The organism is Burkholderia sp. AU19243, assembly GCF_018148075.1.
GTDB classification, from domain to species: Bacteria; Pseudomonadota; Gammaproteobacteria; order Burkholderiales; family Burkholderiaceae; genus Burkholderia; species Burkholderia latens_A.
Window position 1 is genome coordinate 371,522 of the sequence record NZ_JAGSTV010000004.1, and the last position, 24,095, is coordinate 395,616.

General features: G+C 67.9%; 24 protein-coding genes. 7 read left to right on the forward strand and 17 right to left on the reverse strand.

The features are described 5' to 3' along the window. Nucleotides 1-214: 214 nt before the first annotated feature. From KDW55_RS10455 to KDW55_RS10465, 3 genes are all read right to left on the reverse strand, one after another. A complete protein-coding gene (locus tag KDW55_RS10455; RefSeq protein WP_212160724.1) occupies nucleotides 215-2,104 on the reverse strand; it encodes an amidohydrolase in 1,890 nt (629 codons plus the stop codon). Between the two features lie 19 nt (nucleotides 2,105-2,123). Further along, nucleotides 2,124-2,291, reverse strand: a complete 168-nt coding sequence (locus KDW55_RS10460) for a DUF1427 family protein (RefSeq protein WP_034185508.1) — start codon at nucleotides 2,289-2,291, stop codon at nucleotides 2,124-2,126. A 170-nt stretch (nucleotides 2,292-2,461) separates the two neighbouring features. Then, nucleotides 2,462-3,148: a hydrolase gene (locus tag KDW55_RS10465; RefSeq protein WP_212160722.1), complete on the reverse strand. Its 687-nt coding sequence runs from the start codon at nucleotides 3,146-3,148 to the stop codon at nucleotides 2,462-2,464. Nucleotides 3,149-3,454: 306 nt separating this feature from the next. Here KDW55_RS10465 and KDW55_RS10470 point away from each other — a divergent pair, with 306 nt between their 5' ends. Then, a complete protein-coding gene (locus KDW55_RS10470) occupies nucleotides 3,455-3,733 on the forward strand; it encodes a XapX domain-containing protein (RefSeq protein ID WP_038572012.1) in 279 nt (92 codons plus the stop codon). Nucleotides 3,734-4,429: 696 nt separating this feature from the next. On the opposite strand, the gene KDW55_RS10475 is transcribed toward KDW55_RS10470, so the two are convergent. Together KDW55_RS10475 and KDW55_RS10480 are read right to left on the reverse strand one after the other, a co-directional pair. Further along, nucleotides 4,430-5,167 (reverse strand): YoaK family protein, encoded by a 738-nt coding sequence (locus KDW55_RS10475; RefSeq protein WP_212160721.1) that lies wholly within the window; start codon nucleotides 5,165-5,167, stop codon nucleotides 4,430-4,432. Continuing rightward, a complete protein-coding gene (locus KDW55_RS10480) occupies nucleotides 5,149-5,385 on the reverse strand; it encodes a DUF1427 family protein (protein WP_212160720.1) in 237 nt (78 codons plus the stop codon). Before KDW55_RS10480 ends, KDW55_RS10475 begins: the two co-directional genes overlap by 19 nt. 227 nt (nucleotides 5,386-5,612) lie before the next feature. Here KDW55_RS10480 and KDW55_RS10485 point away from each other — a divergent pair, with 227 nt between their 5' ends. The 3 genes from KDW55_RS10485 to KDW55_RS10495 all read left to right on the forward strand — a co-directional run bounded on the left by KDW55_RS10485 (nucleotide 5,613) and on the right by KDW55_RS10495 (nucleotide 7,775). Further along, on the forward strand, nucleotides 5,613-6,326 hold the full coding sequence (locus tag KDW55_RS10485) for a TetR/AcrR family transcriptional regulator (protein ID WP_038572008.1): 714 nt from the start codon (nucleotides 5,613-5,615) through the stop codon (nucleotides 6,324-6,326). A 139-nt stretch (nucleotides 6,327-6,465) separates the two neighbouring features. Continuing rightward, nucleotides 6,466-6,633, forward strand: a complete 168-nt coding sequence (locus KDW55_RS10490) for a hypothetical protein (protein ID WP_249173951.1) — start codon at nucleotides 6,466-6,468, stop codon at nucleotides 6,631-6,633. Next, nucleotides 6,633-7,775, forward strand: coding sequence for an FAD binding domain-containing protein (locus KDW55_RS10495; protein ID WP_212160719.1), 1,143 nt, complete (start codon nucleotides 6,633-6,635; stop codon nucleotides 7,773-7,775). Before KDW55_RS10490 ends, KDW55_RS10495 begins: the two co-directional genes overlap by 1 nt. On the opposite strand, the gene KDW55_RS10500 is transcribed toward KDW55_RS10495, so the two are convergent. The 8 genes from KDW55_RS10500 to KDW55_RS10535 form a co-directional block, all read right to left on the reverse strand. Continuing rightward, nucleotides 7,703-7,978, reverse strand: coding sequence for a hypothetical protein (locus tag KDW55_RS10500; RefSeq protein WP_212160718.1), 276 nt, complete (start codon nucleotides 7,976-7,978; stop codon nucleotides 7,703-7,705). The genes KDW55_RS10495 and KDW55_RS10500 overlap by 73 nt on opposite strands. Next, on the reverse strand, nucleotides 7,975-8,253 hold the full coding sequence (locus KDW55_RS10505; protein WP_038572001.1) for a DUF4148 domain-containing protein: 279 nt from the start codon (nucleotides 8,251-8,253) through the stop codon (nucleotides 7,975-7,977). The genes KDW55_RS10500 and KDW55_RS10505 overlap by 4 nt, the downstream gene beginning before the upstream one ends. Nucleotides 8,254-8,464: 211 nt before the next feature. Continuing rightward, nucleotides 8,465-9,214 (reverse strand): amino acid ABC transporter ATP-binding protein, encoded by a 750-nt coding sequence (locus tag KDW55_RS10510; protein ID WP_038571999.1) that lies wholly within the window; start codon nucleotides 9,212-9,214, stop codon nucleotides 8,465-8,467. Beyond that, nucleotides 9,201-9,851, reverse strand: coding sequence for an amino acid ABC transporter permease (locus KDW55_RS10515; protein ID WP_038571996.1), 651 nt, complete (start codon nucleotides 9,849-9,851; stop codon nucleotides 9,201-9,203). The genes KDW55_RS10510 and KDW55_RS10515 overlap by 14 nt, the downstream gene beginning before the upstream one ends. Then, nucleotides 9,848-10,534, reverse strand: a complete 687-nt coding sequence (locus KDW55_RS10520) for an amino acid ABC transporter permease (RefSeq protein WP_038571993.1) — start codon at nucleotides 10,532-10,534, stop codon at nucleotides 9,848-9,850. Before KDW55_RS10520 ends, KDW55_RS10515 begins: the two co-directional genes overlap by 4 nt. Nucleotides 10,535-10,623: 89 nt before the next feature. Further along, entirely contained in the window at nucleotides 10,624-11,430 is an 807-nt protein-coding gene (locus KDW55_RS10525; protein WP_212160716.1) for a transporter substrate-binding domain-containing protein, read from the reverse strand. Between the two features lie 382 nt (nucleotides 11,431-11,812). After that, nucleotides 11,813-12,127, reverse strand: a complete 315-nt coding sequence (locus KDW55_RS10530; RefSeq protein WP_038571989.1) for a DUF4148 domain-containing protein — start codon at nucleotides 12,125-12,127, stop codon at nucleotides 11,813-11,815. A 187-nt stretch (nucleotides 12,128-12,314) separates the two neighbouring features. Further along, nucleotides 12,315-12,782, reverse strand: a complete 468-nt coding sequence (locus tag KDW55_RS10535; RefSeq protein WP_212160715.1) for an MEKHLA domain-containing protein — start codon at nucleotides 12,780-12,782, stop codon at nucleotides 12,315-12,317. Nucleotides 12,783-13,052: 270 nt separating this feature from the next. On the opposite strand from KDW55_RS10535, the gene KDW55_RS10540 reads away from it, so the two are divergent. From KDW55_RS10540 to KDW55_RS10550, 3 genes are read left to right on the forward strand one after another with little or no spacing between them, the layout of a single operon-like run. After that, nucleotides 13,053-16,301, forward strand: coding sequence for an efflux RND transporter permease subunit (locus KDW55_RS10540; RefSeq protein ID WP_069242399.1), 3,249 nt, complete (start codon nucleotides 13,053-13,055; stop codon nucleotides 16,299-16,301). Between the two features lie 53 nt (nucleotides 16,302-16,354). Continuing rightward, nucleotides 16,355-17,896 carry an efflux RND transporter periplasmic adaptor subunit gene (locus tag KDW55_RS10545; protein WP_212197944.1) on the forward strand — a complete coding sequence of 514 codons (1,542 nt, stop codon included), beginning with the start codon at nucleotides 16,355-16,357 and terminating at the stop codon, nucleotides 17,894-17,896. A gap of 27 nt (nucleotides 17,897-17,923) precedes the next feature. Beyond that, nucleotides 17,924-19,435 carry an efflux transporter outer membrane subunit gene (locus KDW55_RS10550; RefSeq protein WP_209825923.1) on the forward strand — a complete coding sequence of 504 codons (1,512 nt, stop codon included), beginning with the start codon at nucleotides 17,924-17,926 and terminating at the stop codon, nucleotides 19,433-19,435. On the opposite strand, the gene KDW55_RS10555 is transcribed toward KDW55_RS10550, so the two are convergent. From KDW55_RS10555 to KDW55_RS10570, 4 genes are all read right to left on the reverse strand, one after another. Then, complete coding sequence (locus KDW55_RS10555) at nucleotides 19,413-20,873, reverse strand: heavy metal sensor histidine kinase (RefSeq protein ID WP_212160713.1); 1,461 nt, start codon at nucleotides 20,871-20,873, stop codon at nucleotides 19,413-19,415. The genes KDW55_RS10550 and KDW55_RS10555 overlap by 23 nt on opposite strands. Then, nucleotides 20,870-21,547, reverse strand: coding sequence for a heavy metal response regulator transcription factor (locus tag KDW55_RS10560; protein WP_212160711.1), 678 nt, complete (start codon nucleotides 21,545-21,547; stop codon nucleotides 20,870-20,872). Before KDW55_RS10560 ends, KDW55_RS10555 begins: the two co-directional genes overlap by 4 nt. A 287-nt stretch (nucleotides 21,548-21,834) precedes the next feature. Then, on the reverse strand, nucleotides 21,835-22,737 hold the full coding sequence (locus tag KDW55_RS10565) for a GNAT family N-acetyltransferase (protein WP_069242486.1): 903 nt from the start codon (nucleotides 22,735-22,737) through the stop codon (nucleotides 21,835-21,837). A 126-nt stretch (nucleotides 22,738-22,863) separates the two neighbouring features. After that, a complete protein-coding gene (locus KDW55_RS10570; RefSeq protein ID WP_212160710.1) occupies nucleotides 22,864-24,069 on the reverse strand; it encodes a M20 aminoacylase family protein in 1,206 nt (401 codons plus the stop codon). Nucleotides 24,070-24,095: the final 26 nt, after the last annotated feature.

Consider the following 24,095-nt stretch of genomic DNA (forward strand, 5'->3'; position numbering starts at 1 on the left):
GGGCGGCCTGGACGGCAGGCGAGAAGCGCGAGCACCGCAAGCGCGTGCGTGGCTTCCCGCTCGGCAGGTGCGGCTGCATATCGCATTCGGGTTACGCCGGCCGGATCAGTTTGCCGACTGGCATCCGGCCATGGCGTCGTTCCGGAGCGCGCATGCCTGCGACAGCGGCGCACGAACCCACGCCGGGGTGCCGTAGGCGGTACGCGCCGTCATGTCAGACGGCCCAGCACGAACAGCCGAACGCGCCCCAGAAGCCCTTCGCGTCCGATGTCGGCAGCGCGCTTGCCCAAGCGCTCGCGTGCGCATGCTGGTGAACGTTGCATGCATTGGCGCAGCCGCACATCGCGGCGGCCGCCGCGCGTTGCAGCGGCGCACCGTTACGCTGCGTCGCGCCCCAGCCGCCATAGCCGCCGTATGCGCGCACCGGCGACCAGTCCGGCATCGCGGGCGGAATCGGCGCGTCGTGCGGTTCGAACGGCCCCGCACCCCACACGATCTTCCCGCCGACCACCGTCAGCAACGCCGTCGTGCCGGCGATATCGTCCTCCGGACATGTGAAGAAGTCGCGATCCGGGACCATCAGGTCGGCAAGCTGCCCGACCGCGATCCGTCCTTTCTTGCCTTCCTCGTTCGAAAACCACGTGACGTACTCGGTCCACATCCGCAGCGCGGTTTCGCGATCCAGCAGGTTGCGCTGCGGATACATGCGCATCCCGCCGACCGTCTTGCCCGTCACCAGCCATGCAAGCGACACCCACGGGTTGTACGACGCGACGCGCGTCGCGTCGGTGCCGGCCGATACCTTCAGCCCCTTGCCGAGCATCTTCGCGACCGGCGGCGTCGCCTCCGCGGCCTGCGCGCCGTAGCGCTCGACGAAGTACTCGCCCTGGTAGGCCATCCGGTGCTGCACCGCGACGCCGCCGCCGAGCGCGGCGATCCGGTCCATCGACTTCTCGGTGATCGTTTCCGCGTGATCGAAGAACCAGTTCAGCCCTTCAAGCGGGATGTCCTCGTTGACCTTCTCGAACACGTCGAGCGCGCGGCTGATGGTTTCGTCATACGTCGCGTGCATGCGCCACGGCCAGCGGTTTTCCGCGAGCACGCGCACGACGCCTTCCAGATCGTCCTCCATCTGCTCGGGCAGATCCGGACGCGCGACGCGGAAGTCTTCGAAGTCGGCCGCCGAAAACGCCAGCATCTCGCCCGCGCCGTTGTTGCGGAAGTAATCGGTGCCGTCGTGATACTTGACGCTCTTCGTCCAGTTCACGAAGTCTTCCTTCTCCGCGTTCGGCTTCTGCGTGAACAGGTTGTATGCGATCCGGATCGTCATCTCGCCCGCATCGTGCAGCTTGCGGATCACTTCGTAATCGTCGGGGTAATTCTGCGAGCCGCCGCCCGCGTCGATCACGCCGGTCACGCCGAGCCGGTTCAGCTCGCGCATGAAGTGGCGCGTCGAGTTGTACTGATACTCGAACGGCAGCTTCGGCCCCTTCGCGAGCGTCGCGTAAAGGATCGTCGCGTTCGGATTCGCGAGCAGCAGGCCGGTCGGGTTGCCTGCGGCATCGCGAAGGATTGTCCCGCCCGGCGGCTCGGGCGTGTCCTTCGTATAGCCGACCACGCGCAGCGCGGCCGCGTTCAGCAGCGCGCGATCGTACAGGTGCAGGATGAACACCGGCGTGTCGGGTGCAACCGCATTGAGCTCGTCGATCGTCGGCAGCCGTTTCTCCACGAACTGATGCTCGGTGAAGCCGCCGACCACGCGCACCCACTGCGGCGCCGGCGTGATCGCGACCTGCTGCTTCAGCATCTCCATCGCGACGGCGAGCGAGGGCACGCCGTCCCAGCGCAGCTCCATGTTGTAGTTCAGGCCGCCGCGAATCACGTGGCAGTGGTTGTCGATCAGACCGGGCAGCACGCCGCGGCCGCCGAGATCGACGACCTTCGTCGCGCGGCCCGCGAGCGGCATCACCTCCGCTTCGCTGCCGACGGCGACGAAGCGCCCGGCGGCAATCGCGACCGCGGTTGCGACGGGGTTCGCGCGGTCGAGCGTCGTGAATCGTCCGTTGTGCAGGATCAGATCCGGTTGGGTCACGGTTGCGGTCATATGCATTACCTGTTATCGATCAGAAGCCAAAGAGTTGTTTGACGGTTGGCAAGGCTTGCACGCCAATCAGCATGCCGAGCAACCCGACCAGCGCAATCAACGGTGGTGCGGGAGAGCGAACCTTGATGGCGCTGTAAATCACACCGATCAGCACGCCCGCACCAAGGGAAACCAGATACGGTTCCATGCAATAAATCTCCCGGACAATTTCAAATGCTCAGGGCAGTGTTCCGGTCGGCGCGCCGCGGGCAGCATTCGCGTCTCGGTCAAGTCCGCCGCCCGCGGCAATGGCGCCAAACGCGGCGGGTCCGTATCGAACCCGCCGCACCGGCATCGACGGTTGCTGGCCGTCTGCGCTTACTTCGCCGGAGCCGGCGGAATCGACTCGTGCGGCGTCGCCGTGCGCGGCGCCGCCTTGTGGACCATCGTGTACGCGTAGTCGACGCCCATCCCGTACGCGCCCGAATGCTCCTTGGCGATCGCCATCACGGCGTCGTACGTCTCGCGGCGAGCCCAGTCGCGCTGCCATTCGAGCAGAACCTGCTGCCACGTAACCGGCACCACGCCGGCCTGCACCATGCGCTGCATCGCGATGTCATGCGCGGCCTGCGACGTGCCGCCCGACGCGTCGGCGACCATGTAGATTTCGTAGTCGCCTTCGAGCATCGCGCACAGCGCGAACGTCGTATTGCAGACTTCGGTCCACAGGCCCGACACGACGACCTTCTTGCGGCCGTTCGCGGCCAGCGCGTCGCGCACCTTCTGGTCGTCCCACGAGTTCATCGACGTGCGTTCGAGCGTCTTCTGGTTCGGGAACACGTCCAGCAGTTCCGGATAGGTATGGCCCGAGAAGCTGTCGCTTTCGACCGTCGTGATCGTGGTCGGGATGTTGAAGACCTTCGCGGCCTTGGCGAGCCCGACGACGTTGTTCTTCAGCGTCTGACGATCGATCGACTGCACGCCGAACGCCATTTGCGGCTGCTGGTCGATGAAGATCAGCTGGCTGTTCTGCGGGGTAAGTACTTCAAGCTTCGGATTGCTCATGGTGGTGATGTCCTTTGACGCGGAGAAAAATGAGGCTCGCCTGACCGACGCATCCCCCCGGCGCTTGATGCGCTGTGTCGGAAGAGCCGGCAGCCGGCCCGCATCATTCAATACGCTAATTCGCGACCACGCCAATTAATTGTTCTGATTTTCAATACCGTCGAAATTCAAGCTGAAAAGATCTGAATTCCATTGAATAAGCTAACGCCGGACGCGCAGACCTGCTAGGCTGGTCCGAGACTTTCATATCGACGCCAGACCGGTATTTATTCATATTTTTAACGGTCGTCATTCCATTTAAAACCCATGAAACCGTACACTGCTTCGCTTTTCGCCGGCATCCTCGCCGGCGTCGTATATGCGCTGATCGGCGTGCAATCGCCGGCGCCGCCGGCCGTCGCCCTGGTCGGCCTGCTCGGCATTCTGGCCGGCGAACAGATTCTTCCGGTGGTGCGGCGGATGTTCGACGGAATCCGGCTGGGCACCGCATGGCGCGACGCGAAATGCAGCCAGCACATGTTCGGCGCGCTGCCCGGTGCGCACGCCGACGCTTCCGCGAAGCGCGGCGAATCGACGCCGACGTGACAGGCACGCGTCGAGCGAATGCGGCGGCGACCGTCGGCGCGCATGCGTGCGCGTCGCGGCGCGTCGGACGCTGAACCGCTGTGAACGGGATTCGGCGGCGCTCAACGGTCCGACGCTGCGGGATGCTCTTGCCGTAGCAGAGCAAAGCTCGCGCGCGCGGACGGCGTCATCGCGGAGAACGATCGCCGTCTTCTTCAGGCTGGCGAACAGCTTGACGGAAGGCACAGCGCGCGCAGGCGCGCAGCGAGATCGGGAAACCGGGGTCCGCGTCTGCATCGCGGAGATACTGCCGTTCGACATGATGTAGCCATACGTCCGCGCGCTGTACGATCTTGAAATGGCCGCGCTACCACGACTCTCCACCGAAGTGCGCGGCGGCAGCTGGAATGCGCGCTGAACGATGCGTGCGTGTTCGGGGCGCGCGGCGTCGATTGCCGATTTAGTCATCGGCCCATAGCGCATCGCATGCCAGCCCCACGCTCGGGCCGTCGCGCGCGGACACGAAGCGCCGCGCGCCGACCGCCACCTCCATCGGCAAGGAAGCCGCTCATCGGGTTGAAGAAGCAGCGGGCAATCCCGCATGCCGACCCAAATCAAGCCATGCGTGAAGCCGGCGTTGAACGAATGAAGCAACGGGGCGGCCTCGCCGCACCCGCGGATGGCGCACGCAGCCGACGCCGCGTGCGTAATCGGCGTTCAGCGCGACGCGGACGCGTCGCCGGTGCGTCCGGAGCGCCAGGTAAGAAAAGCGAGCATCGCGACCGGCAGCGCGAGCGCCCAGAACGCGGCGTACAAATACGCGCTCGCCCCGGCGCCCGCGCCGAGCGCGAAGCCGGCAATCGGCGGCAGCATGCGACGCAGCCGTGCGCGGGCGGCCTCCCGCTCGGCCGGCGCGGCGATCGGCACGAGCCAGTCGAACGCATCGATGACCGCCTGCGTGACGTTGCCGGTCATCACGGTGTTCGCGACGACGGCGCGCGCGGTCAGCCGGCCGTGCGCGTTCTGCACGCCCATTGCCGCCGCCCCGAGCAGCCCGCAGACGATCGTCGCGGGCGCATCGGCGCTGCCGATCGGCGACGCCGCGATGCCCGCGAGCATGAATCCGGCGAGCAGGATCGTCTGCAGCGCGTACAGCGCGCGCGCGCGCGGGCCATGTCCGCGCACGCGCATCCTGTGATCGAGGATCCGGGCGGCGACGATTCCCGCGATGAATGCCGGAAACGCGAGCCACTTGATCATGAGACCCTGACCGACGCCCGCGAGGCCGGAGCCGATCAGGATGAAGTTGCCGGTGACATGTGCGGTGAAGAGCCCGAACAGCGCGACGAAGCCGAGCGTGTCGACATAGCCGGCGATCGATGCGAGGAACACATCCTCGCCGCGCAGGTGATCGGGGGCCGCGGCGCCCGCTGCCGTTACTTGCGCGGGCTGCATGTCATTGCCTCCACGGTTTTGTCGACTGCGTCCGCATCGCGGACCTGCGCGGCGAGCCGGCTCAGCTGCGCCCGTGCGAGCGGGATCGCACGCCCGCCGACGACGATGCCGAGCAGGCGCGCCAGCGCGATCAGCGACGGCGCGGGCGATGGCACGCGCACGAGTGGAGGCAGGAGACCTACTGCGGTGTCGGCTCGCGGCCAGATCAGGTAAGGCATGGTTCGTTCCGGTTGCACCGCGGGCCGGGCCGGCCGAAGGGCTTCGGCCTCATGCGGCGGTTTGGGGCAAGACTAGGGAATGCCGGCCTGAAAGTCATGGCGGCGAGCTGAATTTTTCTGAACGCGGATGCGGCGCGGCACGCGCCGGCGCGTCCGGCCCTGCGCTGATGCACGTTGCTATTTTTCGATCGATAAGTGCAGAATGGACGGCATTCAGGAGCCGATGCATGACCGAAACCAAGCGCAAAACGCCCCGCACGCGCGGGACGACCGCCGGCGAGCCGGCCGGTACGCCGGGCCGCCGCCTTACGCCGGAAGCGCGCGAGCGCCAGATTGTCGAAAAGGCGGTCGAGCACTTCGCGACCCACGGATTTTCCGGCAGCACGCGCGAGCTCGCGCGGCAAATCGGCGTCACTCAGCCGCTGCTCTATCGGTATTTTCCAAGCAAGGAGGCGCTGATCGACCGCGTATACGACGAGGTCTACACGTGGAATCCCGACTGGGAAAAACTGATTGCCGACCGCTCGGTGCCGCTGCAGCAGCGGCTCGTCGCGTTCTACCGGTCGTATGCGCAGACGATCCTGCGGCGCGAATGGATCCGCACGTTCATCTTCGCGGGCCTGAGCCGCGAAGGCTTCAACACGCGCTATCTGTCACGGCTGCGCGAACGCGTATTCCTGCCGGTGCTGCGTGAACTCCGGCACGAATACGACATCGCGACGCCCTCGTCTGAAACGCAGCGCAACGCGGAAATCGAACTCGTGTGGAGCCTGCACGCGAGCATCTTCTATCTCGGCGTGCGCAAGTGGGTGTACGGGCTGCCGGTGCCCGACGATCTCGACGCCGAAATCGAACGGCAGATCGATGCGTTCCTGAACGGCACGCCGGCCGCGCTGCAGCGCGTCGCGGCCGACGCCCCCGCGAAGCGCCGCCGGGGGTAACCCGCGGCGCGTGCGGCGCGGGAGTGCTCATGCTGCTTCAGAACGATTCAACCGCGGCGTGCGTTGCTTGCCCTATGCTGGGCGAATCATCGGGCTGTCGCGTCACGGCGCACCGTCCGCACCGAACCGGGATTCGCTCATGACGACCGACACGCGCGCCCTCAACCACCACACCGTTACGGCGAACGGCATCCGCCGGCACGTCCGCGATGCCGGCGAATGTGCCGTCGTCGTGCTGACGCACGGCCGTCGCGAGACCGGTTTCGCGCGGCGCCGCCGGATTCCGCATCAGCGGGGGAACAACTGATGGAACGCGAATCGGGCCGCCAGGCCGTCATCGTCGGCGGCTCGGTCGGCGGGCTGTTTGCGGCGACCGCGCTGCGCGCGGCCGGCTGGCGCGTCAGCGTATTCGAGCAATCGCCGCACGAACTCGACAGCCGCGGCGGCGGCATCGTGCTGCAGCCTCCGATCGAGCGCGCGTTCGCGTTCGGCGGCGTACCGCTGCCGCGCGAAGCCGGCGTCGATTCGGTCGACCGCATCTACGTCGATGCGCAGGATCGGATCGTGCAACGCATCGCGATGCCGCAAACGCAGACAGGATGGAACGTGGTCTACACAGCGCTCAAGCGCGCGCTGCCTGCCGGAATCGTACACGCGGGCGACGCATTCGAGCGGCTCGAACAGGACGGCGAGCACGTCGTCGCGCACTTCGCGAGCGGCCGGACCGAGACGGCCGACCTGTTGATCGGCGCGGACGGCGGACGTTCAACCGTGCGCGCGCAATTGCTGCCGGACGCGCGGCCGACGTATGCGGGCTATGTCGCATGGCGCGGGCTCGTCGACGAACAGGCGCTGCCCGAACAGGTGCTGTATATGCTGCGCGACCGGTTCACGTTCCAGCAAGGCGATCGTCATCTGTTTCTGACCTATCTGGTGCCCGGCGCAAACGGTACGGTCGAACCGGGCAAGCGGCGCGTGAACTGGGTGTGGTATCGGCGGCTCGCTGCCGACCGGCTACCGTCGCTGTTCGTTGCGCGCGACGGCACGCAGCGCGAAGGCTCGCTGCCGCCCGGCGCGATGCGCGACGACAACCGTGCGGAACTCGTGGATGCCGGCGACCGAATGCTCGCGCCGACGCTCGCCGCGCTCGTCGACGCGACACCCGCACCGTTCGCGCAGGCGATCCTCGACCTGGCGGCCGCACGCATGGCGTTCGGCCGCGCAGTGCTGCTCGGCGACGCCGCGTGCATCGTGCGTCCGCACACCGCGGCGGGCGTCGCGAAGGCGGCCGACAACGCGGTCGGCCTCGCCGAGGCATTGCGCGACGTCGCACGCGGCACTGCATTCGACGCTGCGCTGGCGAGCTGGGAGGCCCGTCAGCGGGCGGCCGGCGCGCTATTGTCCGCGCGCGGGATCGCGCTCGGCGCGCGGCTGATGGGCACCGCATGAGCGAGCGTCGATCGGGCGGCGACCACGGGGCGATCCGCGTCGAAGCCGGGATCGAGCGCGCGCAGCACGCTGGCGCGCCCGCCGTCGTCATCGGGCAGCAGCGGCTGGCCGCGCGCAAAAGCGGGGGCCGGAGCCGCGACTGCCGCCAGCCACGCGACGATCGCCAGCGCCGTCACGCGTGTCGATACACGGACCGCGTTCATTGCGCGCTCGCAGTCGACACGGCAGCCGACGTCGCTGCCATCGCCGTATCCCGCTCGCCATGTGCGATCGCGTACAGCGCACGATTGCGGGCGACCGTCTGCGCGCTCGGCGGATAATCCCAGTTCGACGTCGGCACGGTGCCGTCGCGCTGCGCCTGAACCAGATCGGCGATCACGTCGGCGCGCGTGAGCGCATGGTCGGCGGTTTGCGCAAATGCGACGATCGGCGCGCTCAGCGCACAGGACAGCAATGCTGCACGAATCAGCTTGTTCATGACGTTCACCTCTCAAGATGGCATGTTCGCGTCCGCAGATCAGGCCGGACATCCGCTCCGCATCGATGCGATGAAGAGTTGCGTCCATTCTGCGATTCGCACGCTTTCCCGAAGGTGAGGCTCCGATTACGGTCTTGTCATCTGATCGTGCGCGCATCGCGCCCCGTTGCGCCGAACGCGGCGCCGCGCGCAGGCCCGGCGCCAGGATCGCTCAGCGCGCCACGGCTTCCGTATTGCGTATGCTGCCCAGAAACCGCGTCAGCTCGACCGTCTGCGGCCGCTCGAAGATCTCGTCGGCCGTTCCGCTCTCCCACACGCGCCCCTGATGCATGAACACGATCCGGTCGCTCACCGCACGCGCGAAGTTCATCTCGTGGGTGACCATGATCAGCGTCATGTCCTCGCGCGCAAGTTGCTCGACGACGCCCAGCACCTCGCCGACGAGCTCGGGATCGAGCGCGGACGTGATTTCATCGCACAGCAGCACGCTCGGTTTCATCGCGAGTGCGCGCGCGATTGCGACGCGCTGCTGCTGACCGCCCGACAGCTGTTCCGGCAGCGCGTCGAACTTGTCGCCGAGGCCGACGCGCTCGAGCATCAGCTCCGCGATCGCGCGCGCCTGCTGACGGTGTGCCTTCTTCACCACCGACTGCGCGAGCATTACGTTCTGTCCGGCGCTCAGATGCGGAAACAGGTTGTATTGCTGGAACACCATGCCGACCTTCAGCCGCAGCGCACGCAAGTCCGCGTGCCGCGCATCGACGCGTTCGCCGTCGATCGAGATCGTGCCCGCGTCGATGCTCTCGAGCCCGTTGAGCGTACGCAGCAGCGTGCTCTTGCCCGATCCGCTGCGGCCGATGATCGACACGACCTGCCCGCGCTCGACGGAGAAATCGATGCCCTTGAGCACGTGATGGGTGCCGAAGTTCTTTTCGAGACCACGGGTTTCAACGAGCGGCATGCCATCTCCTTTGCAACGTGCGCGCATAACGGGTAAGCGGATAACAGAGCGCGAAATAGATCAGCGCGACAAGGCCGTACACGACGAACGGCCGGAACGTCGCGTTCGAGATCGCGATGCCGGCCTTCGTCAGCTCGGTGAAACCGATGATCGACACCAGCGCCGTATCCTTCACGGCCTGCACGCCGAAGCCGACCGTCGGCGCGATCGCGATGCGCGCGGCCTGCGGCAGGATCACGTGCCGCAACTGCTCGACATAACTCATCGCGAGGCTCGCCGACGCTTCCCATTGCCCTTTCGGCACCGCGTCGACGCAGCCGCGCCAGATCTCGGCAAGATACGCGCTGGTGAAGAAGGTGAGCCCGGCAGTGGCCGCGACCCACGGCGAAACGTCGAGCCCGACGAGCGGCAGGCCGAAGAACACGATGAACAGCTGCATCAGCAAAGGCGTGCCCTGGAACACTTCGATATAGAGCTTCGCGGCGCCGCGCAGCACCTTCGAGCTCGATACGCGCATCACGAGCAGCCCGAGCCCGACAAGGCCGCCCGTCACGAACGACACGAGCGACAGCACGATCGTCCAGCGCGCGGCCAGCAGCAGGTTCGACAGAATCTGAGCGAACGTGAAATCGGTCATCGCGCACCTCGCACACGGCGGGAAAACAGGCGGCGCCCCATCGCGCCGAGCGTGGCGCGCAGCAGCAGCGCCATCGCCAGATACGCGAGCGTGATCACGAAATACGTTTCGAACGCGCGGAAGTTGCGCGACTGGATGTAGCCGGCCGCATAGGTCAGGTCGGCCACCGAGATCTGCGACACGACCGCCGAACCGAGCATCGTGATCACGATCTGGCTCGACAGCGCGGGAAACACCTTCGCGAGCGCCTGCGGCAGCACGACGTGACGCAGCATCTGCGCGCGGGACATCGCCAGCGCGGACGCCGCTTCCAGATGCCCCTTCGGCACGGCGGCCACGCCCGCGCGCACGATCTCGACCGAGTACGCGCCGAGATTGAGCGTCATCGCGAGGATCGCGGCCGTGTATTCGCCGATGTGCACGCCGAGCGCCGGCAAGCCGAAGAAGATGAAAAACAGCTGGACGACGAACGGCGTGTTGCGAATCGCCTCGACGTATGCGCCGATCAGCGGGCGCACGCGCACGGCCGCGCGCGCGTCGGCGCTGTACGCGGCCGCACCGAGCACGCCGAGCGCCACGCCGAGCACGGTCGCGACCGCGGTCAGCGCGAGCGTGATCGCCGCGCCGCTCGCGAACACGCCGGCGTAATCGGCGAGTTCGCCGAATTGAAGCTGGTAGCTCATGGGAAGCGGATAAATTCAGAGTCGGACAACGACACGCGCCGCGCCCGGCATGCGGGCCGCGGCGACGTGTCAGGCAGCGCCGCGATACGTCACAGCCCGGCCGGCAACGGCTGGCCGAGCCACTTTCGCGACATTTCGCCGAGCGTGCCGTCCTGCTTCGCATGGGCGATCGCATCGTCGATCTTCGCGAGCAGGCGCGGTTCGTTCTTGTTGACGCCGACGAAGCACGGCGAATTCTTGATCACGAACTTGACCTCGGGGCGGCGCGGCGGATTCTTCGCAAGAATCGCCGCCGCAACGATGTTGCCGGCCGCGATCAGTTGCACTTGCCCCGACAGGAACGCCTGGATCGTCGCGTTGTTGTCCTCGAAGCGCTTGATCGTCGCATTCGGCGCGAGTTGCGACAGCGCGATCTCCTCGAGCGCGCCGCGCGTCGCGCCGACCGTCTTGCCGGTCAGATCGGCGGGCGTGCTCACCTTCACGTCGGACGGCCCGAACACGCCCTGGAAATACGGTGCGTACGCGGTCGAGAAATCGATGACTTTCTCGCGCTCCGGCGTCTTGCCGAGCGACGAGATCACCATGTCGACCTTGTTGGTCGTCAGGTACGGAATCCGGTTCGCACTGTTCACGGGCACCAGCTTCAGCTTGACGCCGAGCGCCTTGGCGAGCACGCCGGCCATGTCGATGTCGTAGCCTTGCGGCTGCATGTCCGTGCCGACCGAGCCGAAAGGCGGATAGTCCTCGGGCACCGCGACGCGCAGCGTGCCGCTTTTCGCGATGGTGTCGAGCGCGTCGGCATGGGCCGGCGCGGCGGCAAGCAGCGCCATCACGGGTGCGGCGAGCAACGCAGCCAGCAAGCTGCGTCGGGGGAACGGTCGGGTCGTCGGGCTCACGGTGAATCTTCCTTGTCTGGGTGTCGTCGTCGGGCAGCGCGCAACGATTGCGCGGCCGGGATCACTCCAGCAAGAACCGGGCCATTGCGGTGAAACGCGTGCGGCACGGCGCCCGGACGAAAACTCCCGGGAACCGCATTCCCCATTTCGGTGCGTGCGCCGGGGCCGGCGTCAGCGGTTGCCCTCGCAGCGCGCGCCGGCGCACCAAATTAACTGGCTGGTTCATCCGGCGCCGCCCCTTCCGATGCGCGGATGCGAACGGGGACCGGTTCAAATTCGCATTCCGGTCGTGAGTTCGACGCGGATCAAGGCTGACTGGCTGCGGCATGTAAGCCGTTGGGCGAGCCGCCGTCCGGCCGCGGGCGGCGGTCGCGAACCGCGCTCAGTGATGCTCGTACAGCTGCTGCGTGTCGAGCGACGCGAGCGATGCAAACGACGGCGTGGCGGCGTTGGCTGCGATGCCGGGCCGTGCGGCGGCCGATTGCGATTGCTGCGCGGCGACCTTCGCTTCCGCGGCCTGGATGTCGTCGGGATAGTACGGATCGCTGCCGGCCGGACGATAGCCCGCCTTCTCGACCCGGACGAGATCGGCGCGCACATCGGCACGCGTAACCGCATGGTCGGCGGTTTGCGCAAATGCGGCGATCGGTGCGCTCAGCGCACATGACAGCAGGACTGCACGAATCAGGTTGTTCATGATGTTCACCTCACAAGATGGCATGTTTGCGTCCGCAGATCAGGCCGGACATCCGCTCCGCATCGATGCGACGAGGAGTTGAGTCCATTCTGCGATTCGCGCGCTTTCCTGAAGGTGAGGCTTCGATTACGGTTTTGTTATCCGGCCGGCTCGCCGGATACACCGCCATGCCGGTCGATCGTCGCGTTCATTCGGACGCGTCGAGCGGCCTCGCTTCCGGAATCATCGCGGCCTGGCCGTGCACGGTTCCGTCTGCGTCCGTGAGCTGCCACACGGTCGCGCGCTCGATCCGGAAGCGCTTGCCGGACTTTGTCACCCGCACGCCGCGGTATTCGGATACGAAGCCGTCCCGCATCACCTTGTCGAGAAACACCTGGCGCTCGTGCCGCTCCATCGGCTCCGCCGACAGCCGGGACGGCAATGCCGTCAATTCATTCCAGTCGTATCCGAAAATCGCCTGCGCGCGCTTGTTGCCGTACACGAATACCGGATCGGCCGACGTATCGTGCGCAAGGACGCCGAACGGCGCACTTTCGTACAGCCACGCCGCGCCTTCGGATGGGCTCATGCCGTCGGGAACGAGCGGGCGGTTCACAAGCCGGCGGTAGGAATCGGCAAGAAGGCGGAAGAAGTTTGCATCGGTGGACAACGACATCGGCCCAGCTCCTGAAATCGGCGAGATACGCGACGGTGCACGGAATTTCCGCCGGACATTATATGGACGAAGCGGCGCACCGTGCACCGCGGCGACGGGAGCGACGGACCGCATCGCGATGCGCCGCCCGGGGCACGGCCGACACCGCCCGGCCCTCGCAGATAACGACTTCGTAATCCTCGGGTCAGGATCGGGTCAACGCCGCGCCGGCAGACTGCATGCTCGCCGCATCGCACGCGGCATCCATGCCCTGCTTCGAGGAGCACCATCATGTGGATCGTCCGGCTGGCATTACGCAGGCCCTACACGTTCGTCGTACTCGCGCTGCTGATCTTCATCGCGGGACCGCTCGCGCTGCTGCGCACGCCGACCGACATCTTCCCGAACATCAACATTCCGGTCGTCAGCATCGTGTGGTCGTACAACGGCTTCTCCGCGGAAGACATGGCCAAGCGGATCACGTCGAACTACGAACGCGCGCTTACGTCCGACGTCGACGATATCGAGCATATCGAATCGCAGTCGCTGAACGGCGTGTCGGTCGTGAAGATCTTCTTCCATCCGGGCGCCGACATCAATCGCGCGATCGCCGAAGCCGCGAGCAACGCCGCGTCGATCCTGCGCATCCTGCCGCCCGGCACGCTGCCGCCGAACATCATCACGTACAACGCGTCGACGGTGCCGATCCTGCAGCTCGGGCTGTCGAGCGACACGCTCCCCGAGCAGCAGCTGTACGACCTCGGCAACAGCTTCATCCGCACGCAGCTCGCGACCGTCCAGGGCGCGGCGGTGCCGTTGCCGTTCGGCGGCAAGATCCGCCAGATCGTCGTCGATCTCGATACGCGCGCGCTGCAGGCAAAGGGGCTCGCACCGATCGACGTCGTGAATGCGATCAACGCGCAGAACCTGATCCTGCCGGGCGGCACCGCGAAGATCGGTACGCACGAATACAACGTGCAGATGAACGGCAGCACGCAAACGGTCGCCGCGCTGAACGACCTGCCGGTGAAGACGATCGGCGGCAACGTCGTATACGTGCGCGACGTCGCGCACGTTCGCGACGGCTACGCGCCGCAGACCAACATCGTGCGCGCGGACGGCAAGCGCGCGGCGCTGCTGACGGTCGAGAAGACCGGCAGCGCGTCGACGCTGACGATCATCGACCAGGTGAAGGCGATGCTGCCGAAAATCGCGGCCGGGCTGCCGAAGGCGCTGCACATTACGCCGCTCGACGATCAGTCGGTGTTCGTGAAGTCGGCGGTCCAGGGGGTCGTGCGCGAAGCGCTGATCGCCGCGTGCCTGACCGCGCTGATGATCCTGCTGTTTCTCGGCAGCTGGCGCGCGACGCTGATCATTGCGATCACGATCCCGCTCGCGGTGCTCACGTCGCTGCTCGCGCTGTCCGCGCTCGGCCAGACCATCAACATCATGACGCTCGGCGGGCTCGCGCTCGCGGTCGGGATCCTCGTTGACGACGCGACCGTCGCGATCGAGAACATCACTCATCATCTCGAGCTGGGTGCGCCGCTGGAGGACGCGATCCTCACCGGCTCCGGAGAAATCGCGGTGCCGACGTTCGTGTCGACGCTGTCGATCTGCATCGTGTTCGTGCCGATGTTCCTGCTCACCGGCGTCGCGCGCTATCTGTTCGTACCGCTCGCAGAGGCGGTGATCTTCGCGATGATCGCGTCGTACTTCTTCTCGCGCACGCTCGTGCCGACGCTCGCGATGGCGCTGATGCGCGCGAAAGGGCAAAGCCGGCCGGCGCGCGGCGTATTGGCGCCGCTCGTGCACCTGGCACGCTTCCAGGCCGCGTTCGAGCATCGCTTCGAGGCCGTGCGGCTGCGCTATCGTGCGCTGCTGTCGGCGGCGATCGCGCGCCGCCGGCGCTTCGCGGCCGCGTTCCTGCTCGCGTGCATCGCATCGACCGGCCTCTACGCGTTCGCCGGCCAGGACTTCTTCCCGTCGGTCGACACCGGCGAGATCCGCCTGCACCTGCGCGCGCCGACCGGCACGCGGATCGAGCAAACCGCGCGGCTGACCGACGAAGTCGAGGCGAAGATCCGCACCGTGATTCCGGCGAACGAACTCGCCGGCGTGCTGGACAACATCGGCGTGCCGGTGAGCGGCATCAACCTCACGTACGACTCGTCAGACCCGATCGGCACCGAGGACGCCGACGTGCTCGTCACGCTGAAGGCGGGCCACGCGTCAACGGCCGCGTACGTCGCGAAACTGCGCAACGTGCTCGCACAATCGTTCCCCGGCGTGACGTTCGCATTCCTGCCGGCCGACATCGTCAGCCAGATCCTCAACTTCGGGTTGCCCGCGCCGATCGACATCCAGATCGTCGGCAACAAGCTCGACCAGAACCGCGCGGTCGCGAACGCGCTGCTCGCGAAACTGCGCGGCGTGCGCGGGCTCGTCGACGCGCGCATCCAGCAGCCCGGCGACGAACCGGCGATCAACGTGAACGTGGACCGCACGAAAGCGATCCAGGCCGGGCTCGAGCAACGCGACGTCGCGCAGAACCTGCTGATCGCGCTGTCCGGCAGTTCGCAGACGACGCCGAACTTCTGGCTCGATCCGCGCAATGGCGTCAGCTATCCGGTGCTCGTGCAGACGCCGCAATACACGGTGAATTCGCTGCAGTCGCTCGCGAACGTGCCGCTGCCCGACGGCACCGCGCACTGGCCGCAGACGCCGGCCGGCGGCCCGGCCGCGGGCGCGCCCGCGCAGAACCTGCTCGGCTCGCTCGGCACGTTCTCGCGCTCGACGCAGCAGGCGGTGGTATCGCACTACAACGTGCAGCCGGTGCTCGACATCTTCGCGTCGGTGCAAGGGCGCGACCTGGGCGGCGTCACCGCCGACGTGACGAAGCTCGTCGACGCCGCGCGCGCGCAACTGCCGCCCGGTTCGTCGATCGTGCTGCGCGGCCAGGTGCAGGCGATGCACGAGTCGTTCGCCGGGCTGCTCGGCGGCCTCGTGCTCGCGATCGCGCTCGTCTACCTGCTGATGGTCGTCAATTTCCAGTCGTGGCTCGATCCGCTCGTGATCGTCGGCGGGCTGCCGGCATCGCTCGCCGGTATCGCATGGATGCTGTTCGTCACGCGCACCACGCTGTCGGTGCCCGCGCTGACCGGCACGATCCTGTGCATCGGCATCGCGACCGCGAACAGCATCCTCGTCGTGAACGCGGCGCGCGAACTGCTTGCCGGCGGCGCGCCGCCGTGGCAGGCCGCGCTCGACGCAGGCTTCAGCCGCTTCCGGCCGGTCGTGATGACCGCGCTCGCGATGCTGATCGGCATGCTGCCGATGGCGCTCGGCCTCGGCGACGGCGGCGAGCAGAACGCGCCGCTCGGCCGCGCGGTGATCGGCGGGCTTGCGTTCGGCACGTGCTCGACGCTGCTGTTCGTCCCGGTGCTGTTCGGTTTCGTCCACGCATGGCTCGCGCGGCGCCGCGACGCTGCGGCCGCGCAGCGCCCGCAGCACGCGCCCGACACGCCTGCGCTGGGTTGAGCGCGGACAGCCGCCCCTTTCCATCCTTCGAATCGCCCGACCCCGGACCCATCATGAACGACTCGATCGAACCCGTTGCCCCGCCGCCCGCCGAAGCGGCCACTGCGGTCACGCCGACCGTCACCGCGGCCGTGCCGCCCACGGCGCACGATGCGGCCCGCGACGCCGCACGCGACGCGCCGCCCGGACGCCGCCCTCGCAAGCTCGCGGCGCCGCTCGCAGCCGTCGCGCTCGCGGCCGCGCTGCTCGCGCTCGGCATCGTGCCGCGTATCGATGCGCGGGCCGCACAGCGTGCCCAGGTGGCCGTGCAGCAGGCGCTGCCGGTGTCGGTCATCGCGCCCGGCGTGGCGCCGGCCGACCAGACGCTGACGCTGCCCGGCTCGGTCGCGCCGTATGCGGATGCTTCGATCTACGCACGCACGAGTGGCTACATTGCGCACTGGAGCGCCGATCTCGGCACGCACGTGAAAGCCGGCCAGACGCTCGCGCAGATTTCGGCGCCCGATCTCGATGCGCAGTTGCGCCAGGCGCGGGCGGACGAAGCCAGCGCGCAGGCGAATTACGACTATGCGAAATCCACCGCACAGCGCTGGCAGGACATGCTGCAGACGCAATCGGTGTCGCAGCAGGACACCGACACGAAAGTCGCGGACATGAACGCAAAGCGCGCGATGCTCGCGTCAGCGCAGGCGAACGTCGCGCACCTTGCCGAACTGGTGTCGTACGAGTCCGTCACGGCACCGTTCGACGGCGTGATCACCGCGCGCAACGTCGACGTCGGCACGCTCGTCACGGCAGGCGGCACGCCCGGCAGCCCCGGGCTGTCCGGCGAACTGTTCCATCTGGAGCAGACGGACACGCTGCGCGTGTTCGTCGACGTGCCGCAGGACAGCGCGGCCGGCGTGTCGACCGGCACGCAGGTGTACCTGACGACCCCGCAATATCCGGGACGGCGCTTTGCCGCGCGCGTTGCGCGCAGCGCGGGCGCGATCGACCCGGTCACGCGCACGCTGCGTGTCGAGATCGACGTCGACAACCGCGACGGCGCGTTGATGCCCGGTGCGTATGCGCAGGCGCATCTCGTCGTGCCGAGCGCGGCGCCGGCGCTCGAACTGCCGGTCAGCGCGCTGCTGTTCCGCCCGAACGGCGTGACGGTCGCGACCGTCGGCGCGAACGGCAGAACCGTGCTGAAAACCGTTCAGATCGGGCGCGATTTCGGCACGCGCGTGGAGATCGTCGCCGGGCTCGCGGCCAACGATCGCGTGATAGACAACCCGGGCGATGCGATCACGGCCGGCGAGGCCGTGAAGATCGTGGCGACCGCGCGCGAGGCGACACCGGTTGGCACTTCGCCGGTTCCGGCGACTTCGTCCGCTTCGTCTGCTTCGTCTGCTTCGTCTGCTTCGTCTGCTTCGTCTGCTTCGTCTGCTTCGTCTGCGTCATCCGCTTCATCCGCGCGAATCACGCAGCCCGCGCAGACCACAACGGCTGCGCAGCCGGCATCCGCGACCGCTGCCCACGACACGCCGCCACTGCGCGCGGCCGGCACCGCGCCAGCTGCGGCGACGCCCGCTCCCACGCCCGCCCGCGGCTAACCATCGACGACCCACGAGATTCCCGCCATGCGCCTCCCTCATCCGCTCCCGTTCGCCCGCCGCGCCGTCGCGCTCGGCGCCGCCGCGGCGTTGGCCGCATTGACCGCGTGCTCGACGCTGCCCCCGTATTCGCCGCCTGCCGTCACGGTGCCCGCACACTACGCGGGCGCACCGGCCGCCCAGACCGGCTGGCACGTCGCGATGCCGGCCGACGCGGCGGCGCGAGGCGCGTGGTGGACCGTATTCGGCGACGCCGACCTGAACGCGCTCGAAGCGCGCGTCGACGTATCGAACCAGACGGTCAAGAAAGCCGTCGCCGATCTCGAGCAGGCACGCGCGACGGTCGATTATCAGCACGCAGGGTTCCTGCCGACGATTACCGCGGGCGCCGCGCAGAGCCGTGCACGCGTGTCGCAGAACCGGCTCGGTTCGTCGCTCGCCGGCAAGACGACGCCCGACTATCTGGCCGGCGTGGCCGCGAGCTGGGAACCCGACGTATTCGGCCGCGTGCGTGACGCGGTCGCGGGCGCGCAGGCGAGCGCCGCGGCGAGCGAAGCCGACCTGCAGGCCGTGAAGCTGTCCGTCACGGCCGAGCTTGCGACCGACTATTTCGCGCTGCGCTCGCTCGACACGCAGAAGCAGTTGCTCGACGACACGGTGCGCGCGTACACAAACGCGCTGACGCTGCTCGAACAGCAGCTCGCGGCTGGCGCGATCGACGCGTCGGCAGTCGCGCAAGCCCGGACGCAACTCGAATCGACGCGCACGCAGGACACCGACATCGACGCGTCGCGTGCGCAGTTGCAGCACGCGATCGCGACGCTCGTCGGCGAAAGCGCGTCGACGTTCGCGATTCCGCCGCGCGTGCAGTCGTTCCGCGTGCCGGCCATCCCGGCCGGCGTGCCATCGGAGCTACTCGAACGGCGGCCCGACATCGCGGCGGCCGAGCGCCGCGTCGCGGCAGCGAATGCACAGATCGGCGAAGCGCGCGCCGCGTTCTTCCCCGATCTCGTGCTGTCCGCGAGTGCTGGGCTCGAAAGCTCGTTCTTCGCACCGTGGCTCACCGCGCCGAGCCTGTTCTGGTCGCTCGGCCCGCAGCTGGCCGGCACGCTGTTCGACGGCGGCCGCCGCAGCGCGACGCTGCGCGGCGCACATGCGCAATACGACGGCGCGGTCGCCGATTACCGGCAGACCGTGCTCGTCGCGTTCCAGCAGGTAGAAGATCAGCTGTCGGCGCTCGATGCGCTCGCGTCGGAGGCGGCGAGCCAGCAGCGTGCGACCGATGCGGCCGACCTGTCGCTGCGGCTGACGACGAATCGCTTCAATGCGGGTGCCGTCAGCTATCTGGATGTGGTGACCGCTCAGACGATCGCGCTGACGAACCGCCGCACCGCCGACCAGATCGACGCGCGTCGCATGGAGGCCGCGGTCGGGTTGCTGAAGGCACTGGGCGGCGGCTGGCAGGCAGCCGCGGGCACGCACGAATCCGCGGCCGCCGCGGCGCCCGAAGCCGCGGTCACGCGGCCGTCGGCCGGTTGAACGTGAGCACGAAACGCGTGCCGCGCGCATCGCTTTCGACCTGCGCGGTGCCGCCGTGCAGCTCCATCACCGAGCGCACGATCGCGAGGCCGAGCCCGGCGGTGCCGCCCGGCGCACCGCCGCTGCGGGCCGGGTCGCCGCGCACGAACCGGTCGAAAATCCGCGGCAGCAGCGCGGGATCGATCGGCTCGCCCGGATTCGCGACGACGACGCGCACCGCGTCCGGCGTTTCGTCGACGGCGAGCGTGATGACACCGCCGGCCGGCGTGTAACGCAGCGCGTTCGCAAGCAGGTTGCCCACCGCGCGGCGAAACAGCTCGACGTCGGCGCTGAGCTGTCCTTGACCGTCGACGCGCAGCGTCGAGCCCGCTTCGTCGGCGAGCCCCTCGAAATACCCGGCGATGCGCTCGAGCTCGTCGCGCACGTCGAACGTGCGCTGCCGCGTGACGAAGTTCGGATGCTCTGCGCGCGCGAGAAACAGTACGTTGTCGATCATTCGTGCGAGACGATCGTATTCCTCGAGATTCGATTCGAGCAGCGCCTGATACTCGTCCGTCGAACGCGCGCGCGACAGCGCGACTTCGGTCGCGCCGCGCATGTTGTTCAGCGGCGTGCGCAAGTCGTGCGCGAGATCGGCGCTGAACTGCGACAGATGCGCGAATGCCTGCTGCAGGCGGCCGAACATCGCGTTCTGCGCGTCGACCAGCGCGCGCAGCTCGCTCGGCGCGCGCGACGCGTCGAGCCGCGTATCGAGCTTGTCGACGGTGATCCGGCCGGTGTCGGCGACAATCTCGCGCAGCGGCGCGAGCGCGGTGCGGATCAGCCAGTAGCCGAGCAGCAGCGCGAACAGCGCGCCGAGCGCACCGGCGATTTCGAGCCGGTCGCGGTAGCCGTCAAGCAGGTCGGCGCGGTCGCGCATGTTGCGCGCGATCGCGATGCGGATCGGCGTGCGATCGCCGAGCGCGGCCTCGATCACGACGCCGCGCATCGGCGTGCCGCCGTCGGCCGTCCACGAGACGAGCCGGTCGGCCGTGATCCGGTCGTTTGCCGGAACCGGCGCCGCCCGCGGCGCAAACAGCTGCGCGTCGGCCAACGGAACCGACGCGCCGGCGGGTGCATCGTCGAATGCGGCGAGCCGCACGTTGTGGCGCGCGAGCACGTCGCCGCGCGCATCGACGGCGGCCATCGACAGCGCCTCGTTGCCGAGCACCTGGCTGGTGAGCAGCTCCGCATGCGTGCGGACCGCATCGACCGACTCGAGCTCGCCCGCGAGCCGGCGCGTGTGGCGCGCAGCGAGCACGATGTCGAGATCGTCCTGTGTGTTGACCTGTCGTTCGAGCCCCGCGTAAACGTATGCGCCGACGAGCGCAAACGCGGCGAGCGTGGTCGCGGCGAACGCGAGCGCGAGGGTCGCGGCGAGCGAGCGCGGCCGCGTCATGCGCCGTCCTTCGGTTCGAGCACGTAGCCGACGCCGCGCACCGTATGGATCAGCTTGACCGGAAACGCGTCGTCGATCTTCGCGCGCAGGCGGCGGATCGCGACTTCGACGACGTTGGTGTCGCTGTCGAAGTTCATGTCCCACACGTACGACGCGATCTGCGTGCGGCTCAGCACCTCGCCCTGCCGGCGCGCGAGCAATTGCAGCAGCGAGAATTCGCGCGGCGTCAGGTCGATTCGTGTGGTGCCGCGCTTCACGCGGCGGCGCACCACGTCGATCTCCAGATCGCCGACCGTCAGATGCTCGGTTTCGCGCGGCGGCCCGCGGCGCGCGAGCGTGCGGATGCGGGCGAGCAGTTCGACGAACGCGAACGGCTTCACGAGGTAATCGTCCGCGCCGAGCTCGAGACCGTGCACGCGATCCTGCACGTCGTCGCGCGCGGTCAGGAACAGCACCGGCGTCGTGTGCGTATCGCGCAGCCGCTTGAGCACGCCCCAGCCGTCGAGCACCGGCAGCATCACGTCGAGCACGATCACGTCGTAGCGCTCCTCCTGCGCGAGCATCAGCCCCTCGGCGCCGTCCTTCGCGAGATCGACGCTGAAGCCCGATTCCTCGAGACCTTTCTTCAGGTACGCGCCCGTCTTCGGTTCGTCTTCGACTATCAGGATGCGCATCGCCGGCTCCGTCGCATTTCGTGGGACATGCGGCGATGTTACCGGGAAACGGAAACTCGGAACCGCTCCGTGCGTCCGCGCGCGCGGTCGATTACAAAACGGTAATCAGCCCGTCAGCCTCGTGTGCGGCGGCGCGGCCAGAATGCGGACGCACGGCTTTGCCGCGCGCGTCCACGTGCCCACCGGCGAGCCGCACGCAAGCGCTTCGGCGCGACCGTCTGCCCGTGCCAGGCGTGCCGGCGCGCCGACGCCCGGCGACGTTGACGCGCGACACGCGTTGCCGCCGCTTACGTCATCGCCTGACTGACGAGCCCGTAGAGCCCGTATTCCGGATCGGGCGCACCGTCGAATGCCGCGGCCGGTGCGTTGCGGACCATCTTCGCGCAGGTGTCCACGCGTTTCAGACCCTGCGCGTCGAGCCAGTCCGGCAAGTTCGTGCCGGACGGCACGTCGATGCGGACGAATTCGTTCTCGCGCCCGCTCAGCCATTGCGCGATCAAAGCCTTCGCATGCAGGTCGCCGTGCGCGCGGGGGGCGACGACGGGGCCGATCACCCAGCCGCGGCCAAAGCGACGCAGCACGGCAAACCCGATCGCCTGGCCGCCGCGTTCGAGCACGACGCTTTCGCCGCGCTCGAGCAATGCCGACAGCAGCGCGTCGCGCTCGAGGCCGGACGCGCGTGCGTCCAGTTCGACGAGGCGAGCCAGATCGGCCCGTGTGCCGGCGCGCAGTCGCTCGCCGTCGGGCAACTCGATCGCCACGGGCCGGCTCACGATGCCCTGGAACTGATCCAGCGCTCCGCACACCGCGAAGCCGAGTTTCTCGTACAGCGGCCGGCCAGCCGGCGTCGCATGCAGGAACGTGATGCGCGGCCCCAGTTCGCCGATCAGCATCTCCATCAGCGCGCGGCCGATCCCGCGGCCCTGGTGCTCGGACGAAACGATCACGTGCCCGATCGCGGCACGGTCGGCGCCGTACTTCCAGCACATCGCCGTACCGATGACCACGCCGTTTTCCTCGACCGCGAACGCGGTCGACGTATCCGCCGAAAACTGCCAGTCTTCCGCCCTGAACGGCCAGCTCAGCGCCATTGACAGTGCGTGGGCGGCGGGCACGTCCGCCGCGGTGAATCTTCGATAGTGAAGCGCCGTCACGGCGCCGGACGCGTTCGTCGCGTGTTCGAATTTCATTCGATGATCCTGGGTAATTGCGTCGTTCGACGGGCCGTCATCGGCACTCCGCATTCGCGGCCCGTCCATGGCGTCGAAGATAACCGCCGTCGCGCGATGCGTGGCTAACGGCCGATACATCGTCCATCAATCCGCGTTTGACGGCATCCGCGCGAAATACCGCTGTGCCAACGCAACCCAATACCGGACGCCGGCCGGAATGATGGCGTCGTTGAAGTCGTATTTCGGATGATGCAGCGCGGGCGCGGGCCCGGCCGCGCCGTCCGGCGCGTTGCCGATCAGCACGTACGTGCCCGGCCGCTCCTCCAGCATGAAGCCGAAGTCCTCGGACGTCATGTTCGGCGGCACGTCGCCGGACAGTCGTGCAGCGCCGAACGTGTCGCGAATCACCGTTTCGCAGAACGCGGTTTCGGCCGGTGTGTTCACCGTCGCCGGGTAGTACTGAAAAAATTCCACGTCGACCTGCGCGCCGTAAGCCGCGGCCAGTCCTTCGCACATCAGCCGGATATCGCGCTGCAACTGCTGCTGCAACGCGGACGACAGCGTGCGGATCGTGCCGCGCAGTTCGGCGGTGTCGGGAATCACGTTGTCCGTCGCGCCCGCATGGAACATGCAGACGGAAATGACCGCCGGGTCGACCGGATCCTTGTGCCGTGCGGCAATCGTCTGGCACTGCAGCACGATCGAGCATGCGAGGGGCACGGGATCGATCCCAAGATGCGGCTGCGCCGCATGCGCACCCTTGCCGGTGACCGTGATCCTGAACCGCGAACCCGCAGCCATGATCGGGCCGGTGCGCAACCCGAAATGTCCGGCCGGCAACCCGGGCCAGTTGTGCATGCCGAACACCGCTTCGGTCGGATACTGATCGAACAGCCCGTCGTCGATCATCCTGCGCGCGCCCGCGCCGCCCTCTTCGCCCGGCTGAAACACGAAATGGACGGTGCCGGGCAACTGCGGCAGCTCCTTCAGCACGCGCGCGGCGCCGAGCAGCATCACGGTATGCCCGTCGTGCCCGCACGCGTGCATGATCCCGTGCGTGCACGATGCGTGCGCGAAGTCGTTCGCTTCGTGGATCGGCAATGCGTCGAGATCGGCGCGCAGCACGATGCCGCGGTGCGGATCCGCGCCGGGCAGGCTCGCGACGACGCCCGTACCGCCGAGGCCGCGCGACACCGCGTAGCCAAGCGCTTCGAGTTCGCGGGCGACGACGTCGGCCGTGCGGTGTTCCTCGAACCGCAGTTCGGGATGCGCATGCAGGTCGCGGCGCAGCTTCGACCAGTGCGCGTGATGCGCGTTGAGCGACAGGTCGGGGATGACGGGATCGTCCAATTTCGGCACCTTCGGAGTGGTGAGGG